The organism is Oerskovia rustica, from assembly GCF_014836555.1.
GTDB classification, from domain to species: domain Bacteria; phylum Actinomycetota; class Actinomycetes; order Actinomycetales; family Cellulomonadaceae; genus Oerskovia; species Oerskovia rustica.
Map to the genome: position 1 here is coordinate 20,457 of NZ_JACSQQ010000030.1, position 6,901 is coordinate 27,357.

General features: G+C 71.3%; 8 protein-coding genes. 7 read left to right on the forward strand and 1 reads right to left on the reverse strand.

Annotated features, from left to right (window positions below):
• Positions 1 to 6: 6 nt before the first annotated feature.
• The 5 genes from H9652_RS15405 (at position 7) to H9652_RS15425 (ending at position 5,627) form a co-directional block, all read left to right on the forward strand.
• Positions 7 to 2,277: a heavy metal translocating P-type ATPase gene (locus H9652_RS15405; protein ID WP_191797044.1), complete on the forward strand. Its 2,271-nt coding sequence runs from the start codon at positions 7 to 9 to the stop codon at positions 2,275 to 2,277.
• Positions 2,278 to 2,330: 53 nt separating this feature from the next.
• Positions 2,331 to 2,594: a YHS domain-containing protein gene (locus H9652_RS15410; RefSeq protein WP_191797046.1), complete on the forward strand. Its 264-nt coding sequence runs from the start codon at positions 2,331 to 2,333 to the stop codon at positions 2,592 to 2,594.
• A 150-nt stretch (positions 2,595 to 2,744) separates the two neighbouring features.
• Positions 2,745 to 3,896: an FAD-dependent oxidoreductase gene (locus H9652_RS15415; RefSeq protein WP_191797048.1), complete on the forward strand. Its 1,152-nt coding sequence runs from the start codon at positions 2,745 to 2,747 to the stop codon at positions 3,894 to 3,896.
• Complete coding sequence (locus tag H9652_RS15420; protein ID WP_191797050.1) at positions 3,897 to 5,150, forward strand: MFS transporter; 1,254 nt, start codon at positions 3,897 to 3,899, stop codon at positions 5,148 to 5,150.
• 165 nt (positions 5,151 to 5,315) lie between these two features.
• Positions 5,316 to 5,627, forward strand: a complete 312-nt coding sequence (locus tag H9652_RS15425) for a metal-sensitive transcriptional regulator (RefSeq protein WP_030153341.1) — start codon at positions 5,316 to 5,318, stop codon at positions 5,625 to 5,627.
• 200 nt (positions 5,628 to 5,827) lie between these two features.
• On the opposite strand, the gene H9652_RS15430 is transcribed toward H9652_RS15425, so the two are convergent.
• Positions 5,828 to 6,097 carry a GlsB/YeaQ/YmgE family stress response membrane protein gene (locus H9652_RS15430; RefSeq protein ID WP_138826936.1) on the reverse strand — a complete coding sequence of 90 codons (270 nt, stop codon included), beginning with the start codon at positions 6,095 to 6,097 and terminating at the stop codon, positions 5,828 to 5,830.
• 189 nt (positions 6,098 to 6,286) lie between these two features.
• On the opposite strand from H9652_RS15430, the gene H9652_RS15435 reads away from it, so the two are divergent.
• Positions 6,287 to 6,535 (forward strand): DUF2630 family protein, encoded by a 249-nt coding sequence (locus H9652_RS15435; protein WP_191797052.1) that lies wholly within the window; start codon positions 6,287 to 6,289, stop codon positions 6,533 to 6,535.
• Between the two features lie 96 nt (positions 6,536 to 6,631).
• On the forward strand, positions 6,632 to 6,841 hold the full coding sequence (locus H9652_RS15440) for a hypothetical protein (protein WP_138826934.1): 210 nt from the start codon (positions 6,632 to 6,634) through the stop codon (positions 6,839 to 6,841).
• Positions 6,842 to 6,901: the final 60 nt, after the last annotated feature.

Genomic DNA, 6,901 nt, shown 5'->3' on the forward strand with positions numbered 1-6,901 from the left:
CTGCACATGAGCACATCAGCGCCTCCGGGCGTGATCACAGGCGTCGAGCTGGAGATCGGCGGCATGACCTGCGCCTCCTGCGCCATGCGGATCGAGAAGAAGCTGAACAAGCTCGACGGCGTGGTCGCGACCGTGAACTACGCGACCGAGAAGGCCAAGGTGACGGTCCCGGACGGGTACGACCCGGCGCTGCTGATCGCCGAGGTCGAGAAGACCGGGTACACCGCCGCGCTGCCCGTGCCCAAGGGCGCGAGGAAGGACGGTGCGTCGGCCGGCGGGGGCGAGGGTGAGGACCCCGAGCTGACCTCGCTGCGCAACCGGCTGATCGGCGCGATCGTGCTCACCGTGCCGGTCATCGCGATGGCCATGGTCCCGGCGTGGCAGTTCACGTACTGGCAGTGGGCCTCCCTCGCGCTGGCCGCTCCCGTGATCGTCTGGGCGGCGTGGCCGTTCCACAAGGCGGCGTGGGCGAACCTCAAGCACGGCACCGCGACGATGGACACCCTCATCTCCATGGGCACGTCCGCCGCGTTCCTGTGGTCGCTGTACGCGCTGTTCCTCGGCACGGCGGGCACCCCGGGCATGACGCACCCGTTCGAGCTCGCGCTGGCGCCCTCCGACGGCGCGGCGAACATCTACCTCGAGGTGGGTGCCGGGGTCACGATGTTCATCCTCGCCGGACGGTACTTCGAGAAGCGCTCCAAGAAGCAGGCCGGTGCGGCGCTGCGTGCGCTGCTCGAGCTCGGCGCGAAGGAGGTCTCGGTCCTGCGCGGAGACGTCGAGACGAAGATCCCCGTCGAGGACCTGCAGGTCGGTGACGAGTTCATCGTCCGCCCGGGCGAGAAGATCGCCACGGACGGAGTGGTCGTGACGGGCACGTCCGCCGTCGACGAGTCGATGCTCACGGGTGAGTCGGTGCCGGTCGAGGTCTCCGCAGGAGACACCGTCACCGGTGCCACGACGAACGCGGGCGGTCGGCTCGTGGTCCGTGCGACCCGGATCGGGTCGGACACACAGCTCGCGCAGATGGCCAGGCTCGTCGAGGACGCCCAGACCGGCAAGGCCGAGGTGCAGCGCCTGGCCGACAGGATCTCGGGCGTGTTCGTGCCGATCGTGATCGTCATCGCGGCCGCCGCCCTCGGGGGCTGGCTGGGCGCGGGGTTCCCCGTGAGCGCGGCCTTCACCGCCGCGGTCGCGGTCCTCGTGATCGCCTGCCCCTGCGCACTGGGGCTGGCGACGCCGACGGCGCTCCTGGTCGGCACCGGCCGCGGCGCGCAGATGGGCGTGCTCATCAAGGGCCCGGAGGTGCTCGAGTCCACCCGCAAGATCGACACCGTCGTGCTGGACAAGACCGGTACGGTCACGACCGGCAAGATGACGCTGGTCGACGTGGTCGTCGAGCCCGGCACGGACCGCACCGAGCTGCTCCGCCTCGCCGGCGCGCTCGAGGACGCCTCCGAGCACCCGATCGCGCAGGCGATCGCCAAGGGCGCGACGCAGGAGGTCGGCACGCTGCTCACGCCCGAGGACTTCGCGAACATCGAGGGCAAGGGCGTGCAGGGCGTCGTCGACGGCCACGCCGTCCTGGTGGGCCGCGAGTCGCTGCTCGCCGAGTGGTCCCAGGAGCTGAGCCCCGCGCTCGCCGCCACGAAGGCGCGCGCAGAGGGCGAGGGCAAGACGGTCGTGGCCGTGGGCTGGGACGGCCGCGCGCGCGGCATCCTCGTCGTGGCCGACACGGTCAAGCCGACGAGCGCCGAGGCGATCGCACAGCTCAAGGCGATCGGCCTGACCCCCGTGCTCCTCACCGGTGACAACGAGGCCGTCGCCCGGCAGATCGCCGCGGAGGTGGGCATCGACGAGGTCATCGCCGAGGTCCTCCCCAAGGACAAGGTCGACGTCGTCACCCGGCTCCAGGCCGAGGGGAAGGTCGTCGCGATGATCGGCGACGGCGTCAACGACGCCCCGGCCCTCGCCCAGGCGGACCTCGGACTCGCCATGGGTACTGGCGCCGACGTCGCCATCGAGGCGTCTGACATCACCCTGGTGCGCGGCGACCTCCGCAGCGCGGTCGATGCCATCCGTCTGTCCCGCAAGACGCTCGGAACGATCAAGACCAACCTGTTCTGGGCCTTCGCCTACAACGTCGCGGCCATCCCCGTCGCGGCGCTCGGCATGCTCAACCCCATGCTCGCAGGGGCTGCGATGGCGCTGTCGAGCGCCTTCGTCGTAGGCAACAGCCTGCGCCTGCGCGGGTTCCGGAGCGTCGCCAGGTCATGACGTCCCCGGAACTCACCACACCACCCACAGAAGCACGAAGGGAACCACTCACGATGGCGAACGAACCCCAGGCGTCCGGCTGTTGCAGCACCGGTGCGTCCAACCCCACGGGCGACGGCACCGAGAACCTGCTCGGGGCGGCGAACGACGACATGACCACCTGCCCGGTCATGGTCGGCAGCCCCGTCAGCAAGAAGGCGGCCGAGGCGGTCGGCCTCTACCGGGACCACGAGGGTGAGCGGTACTACTTCTGCTGCGGCGGATGCGGACCGGCCTTCGACTCGGACCCCGCGAAGTACGCCGCCAACATGGCGTGACGACGGGGACCTGGGGTCCGCGGCCGCCCTCACGCACCGCGGACCCCGCCCGTCGTCTCGCTCGCCCCCGGGCCCTCGCAGCCCGCTGCTCGGAGGCCCTCGCCGCGCTCGCCGGGGCGGCGCCCCAACCGAACCTGGAGAACGCATCCCATGACCGAACGCCACGCCGTGATCCTCGGGGCAGGGTCGGCCGGTACGGCCGCCGCCCGAGCCCTCGCCGGTCAGGGCGACGTCCGGACGACCGTCGTCGGACGGACCGGCGAGATCCCGTACTCGCGGATGCTCGTCAAGAACGTCGCCTACGGCCAGGCCGCGCCCGAGCTGATCCGGCTGCCCGCGCCCCACGGTGAGCTCGTCGCCGACACCGCCGAGCGGGTCGACCCCGCGACGCAGGAGGTCCACCTGGCCTCGGGGGCCACGATCTCCTACGACGCGCTCCTCGTGGCGACCGGGAGCGGGGCCCGAGGCCTGGACGCCGACGTCGCGGGGGTGGAGCACGCCGTCCGGACGGGCCGCCTGCTCACGCTGCACTCGCTCGACGACGCCGTGCGCCTCCAGGTGGCGATCGCGGCGTGCGGGGAGTCCGCGCGCGTCGCGATCTACGGGGGCGGGCTGATCGCGTCCGAGACCGCCTCGACGCTGCAGGTGCTGGGGCACCAGGTCAGCCTCGTCGCCCGCAGCCAGGTCCCCGGCGTGGCCGGCTTCGGCCGACCGGTCGCCGAGCGCGTCGCCGCCGACCACGAGGCCCGGGTGACCACGTTCTTCGGTCGCACCGTCCGCCGCGTCCTCGCGACGCCGGACGCGACGGTCGTGACCCTCGACGACGGGACCGACCTCGAGGTCGATCTCGTCGTCGTCGCGCTCGGCACGACGCCCGCCGCTCCATCACCGTGGCGTGACGGAGTCGCCGTCGACGACCGGCTCCGCGTCCACGGGCACGGGGCCGTGTACGCGGCGGGCGGCGTCGCCGTGCATCACGACGACCACCTCGGGACATGGCGCATCGACCACTGGGAGGACAGCGCCGCGCAGGGGGTGCACGCCGCGCAGACGGTGCTCCACGACCTCGGCCGCGGCGAGGACCCGGGCCCGTACCGGCCCCGCAGCGCGTACATGGCGACGATCCACGGACGGATGATCTCGGGGGTCGGGTACACGGGACACCCCGGCACGCGCGTCGCGCAGGCCGACGGGCTCGTGGTCCTGCACGAGCAGGAGGGTACCGTCGTCGGCGTCAGCGGCATCGAGGCGGTGGGCGAGATCTACGGGTGGGGCAGCCGACTCCACGAGGCGCGCGCCTAGATGCAGTCCTTCACCACCGGGGCGCGACGGCGGGGCTCTCGCCTGGCGATCGTCGGGACGTTCCTGCTCATGGTCGCGGCGAGCGCACCCTCCCCCTTCTACCCGGAGCTGACCGAGCGCCTCGGGCTCGTCCCGGTCGCGACGACCTCGGTCTTCGCCGTCTACGCGTTCACGATGCTCGGCGCTCTGCTCGTCGCGGGCGGCATGTCCGACGTGGTGGGTCGCCGGCCCGTCGTCACGGTGGGCTCCGTGGCCCTCGTCGCCAGCCTCGTGCTGTTCTGGCAGGCGGACGACCTGGCCACGCTCCTCCTGGCCAGGTCGCTCCAGGGTGTCGCGGCGGGCCTGCTGCTCCCGGCGTTGTCCGCCATGGTGGTCGACCTCGCCTCTCCGCGGCGCCCGGGGGCAGCGGCGCTGTGGAACACGGTCGCGCCCATGACCGGGCTCGGGACGGGGGCGCTCGCGGGGGCGCTCGCCCTCGACCACGCGAGCGAGCCCGCCGACGTCGTGTTCGGCGTGCTCGCCGCGGTCTTCCTCCTGGTCGCCGCCGTCGTCTGGTCGACCCCGGACGTCGTGCGCGTCCCCGCCGCGCGCACACCGTGGACCGTCCCACGGCTCGCCGTCCCCCGGCACGTGCGTCGGCGACTGGCGGTGGCGACCCCGGCGATCGTCGCCGGCTGGGCGACGAACGGGCTTTTCCTCGCCCTCGGGTCGTCGGTCGTCGCGAGCGAGCTCGGAGCGACGACGCACGTCCGGCAGAGCATCGGCATCACCGTCTTCGCGGTCTCGGGGATCGTCGCGTCCGTCGTGCTCCGCCGGCGACCGGCCCGGGTCGTCAGCGTCTTCGGCACGTCCACCCTCGGCGCGGGCACCGCGCTGAGCGTGGCGGCGCTCGCCGTGCATTCATTTCCCGGCTACATCTTTGCTGCCATGATTCTCGGTGCGGGATTCGGTACCGCTTTCATGGGAGTTCTGCAGACATTGATGCCCCGGGTCGCGCCGACAGAGAGAGCGGCCGTCATGGCCGTCATGTACACCATCTCCTATCTTGCTTTCGGGGTGCCGTCGATCATTGCCGGGGTGCTCGTCCCGCTCGTCTCGCTCGCCGGTGCGACGACCGTCCTCGGCGCGGTGATCGTCGGGTTGTGCCTGGTCGCGACCGTGGCGCGTCTGCGCGTCCGGGACGACCAGGACCTGGGCGACCTGCGTGCCGCGGCGTCCGCCTCGGACGGGTCCGCGCGGGCCGGTCGCCGATGAACGCGATCACCCGGATCTCGGTCCCCCCGCGCCCGCAGGAATGTGCTGAGCATGCGTCGTGAGGAAAAGAGGTGATTGATGGCGGCTGGTATTATGTCAACAGCCCGAGCATTGGTTGCCACCGATCTCGACGTCCTCGCACTGCCGGAACGTAAGGAATGCACGATGGAAAACTCTCGCGAGCCCTCGACGCAGCATCACGGGTACATGAGCGACAAGGAGAACTACCTCAAGCGCATGGGCCGTATCGAGGGGCAGGCCCGCGGAATCTCCAAGATGATCGACGACGAGAAGTACTGCATCGACATCCTCACGCAGATCAGCGCCCTGACGAGCGCCCTGGAGGTCGTCGCGCTGGCGCTGCTCGACGACCACCTCAAGCACTGCGTCGTCGACGCGGCCAAGATGGGCGAGGACGCCGGGGCGCTCAAGATCAAGGAGGCGAGCGACGCGATCGCTCGACTGGTCCGCTCCTGACCGGTTCCCGACCTCCTGGCCGGGCCTCCGGCGTCGGACGTCGTGAAACCTGACAGGGCTCTCGGGCCCTCAGGCTCTCAGGCCCTCAGGTGCGACGAAAGGCCCGCCTCCTCGTGACGAGGAGGCGGGCCTTTCGTGTAGTCACCGCGGCCGGACGGGGCGCGACGGGCGCGCGGTGACGGCCTGGGTGAGCTGTGCGGTCAGGCGGTGCGACCGTTGCGGCCGCGGATCGCGCCGTAGATGCCCAGCACGATGACGGAGCCCACGATCGCGAGCAGCCACGTCTGGATCGAGAAGAACTCCTCGAGCGGAGCCGAGAACAGGACGCTCCCGAGCCAGCCGCCGAGCAGCGCGCCGAGGATCCCGAGGAGGATCGTCATCAGGATCGACCCGGTCTGCTTGCCCGGGAGGATGGCGCGAGCGATGAGTCCGGCGAGCAGTCCCAGAACGATGAATGCGAGGAAACCCATGTCATTCTCCTTTTGTCCCGTATGTGCCTTATTGGCCGGTGAGTCCCTACCTTGACACCGGCTCGGGCGGCTCGCACGCCGAAAGGCGCCGAACGTCGGACACGTCACTTTTCGCGGCCTTCCGCTTGCGAGGGTGCGCGACGGGTGGCAACGCGCGCCCACGCGCCCGGTCGGTCGTACCGTGGAGGAATGGCTGAGGACCGAGGCATCCGGCAGTACATCGGCGACCTGGTGGCGGAGGAGCGCAGGCTGCGCGACGAGCTCGCCGACGGGGAGATCACCGCGTCCGAGGAGCACACGCGCCTGCGCGCGATCGAGACCGAGCTCGACCAGTGCTGGGACCTGCTGCGTCAGCGCGACGCCGCCCGCGAGTTCGGCAGCGACCCGGATGCTGCGTCGATCCGGGATGCCGGTACGGTGGAGCACTACCTGGACTGACGGCCTGACGCCTCGCGTTCGTGCCGTCGTCGGGAAGTCCCTCCCGCGGCACGCGGGAACAACGCGTGACCCCACGACCAGTACGGAGCGAAGAGCATGAGCAGCCAGACGACGCAGAGCAACGAGGCCACCGAGCGAGCCGGGGCCGTCGCCCGCTTCCTCGTGGCGATGGTCCTGTTCGTGGGCGGGATGGTCGCCTTCGGGTGGGCCTTCACGGTCGAGTCGAACCACGCGCTGATCTTCTCCGCCGGTCTCGTCATGGTCACCCTCGGCTGCTTCGTCCCGATGGCGGGCCGCGACCGCTGACGCGGAACGGCCGCACGGCCGCCGCACGACGAGAGGGGCCCCGCACCGATGGTGCAGGGC

Excerpts from the sequence above, each read along its gene's own strand:
- H9652_RS15420 (WP_191797050.1), top strand. The coding sequence starts at position 3,897 with ATGCAGTCCTTCACCACCGGGGCGCGACGGCGGGGCTCTCGCCTGGCG.
- H9652_RS15435 (WP_191797052.1), top strand. The coding sequence starts at position 6,287 with ATGGCTGAGGACCGAGGCATCCGGCAGTACATCGGCGACCTGGTGGCG.
- H9652_RS15440 (WP_138826934.1), top strand. The coding sequence starts at position 6,632 with ATGAGCAGCCAGACGACGCAGAGCAACGAGGCCACCGAGCGAGCCGGG.
- H9652_RS15410 (WP_191797046.1), top strand. The coding sequence starts at position 2,331 with ATGGCGAACGAACCCCAGGCGTCCGGCTGTTGCAGCACCGGTGCGTCC.
- H9652_RS15405 (WP_191797044.1), top strand. The coding sequence starts at position 7 with ATGAGCACATCAGCGCCTCCGGGCGTGATCACAGGCGTCGAGCTGGAG.
- H9652_RS15425 (WP_030153341.1), top strand. The coding sequence starts at position 5,316 with ATGGAAAACTCTCGCGAGCCCTCGACGCAGCATCACGGGTACATGAGC.
- H9652_RS15415 (WP_191797048.1), top strand. The coding sequence starts at position 2,745 with ATGACCGAACGCCACGCCGTGATCCTCGGGGCAGGGTCGGCCGGTACG.
- H9652_RS15430 (WP_138826936.1), bottom strand. The coding sequence starts at position 6,097 with ATGGGTTTCCTCGCATTCATCGTTCTGGGACTGCTCGCCGGACTCATC.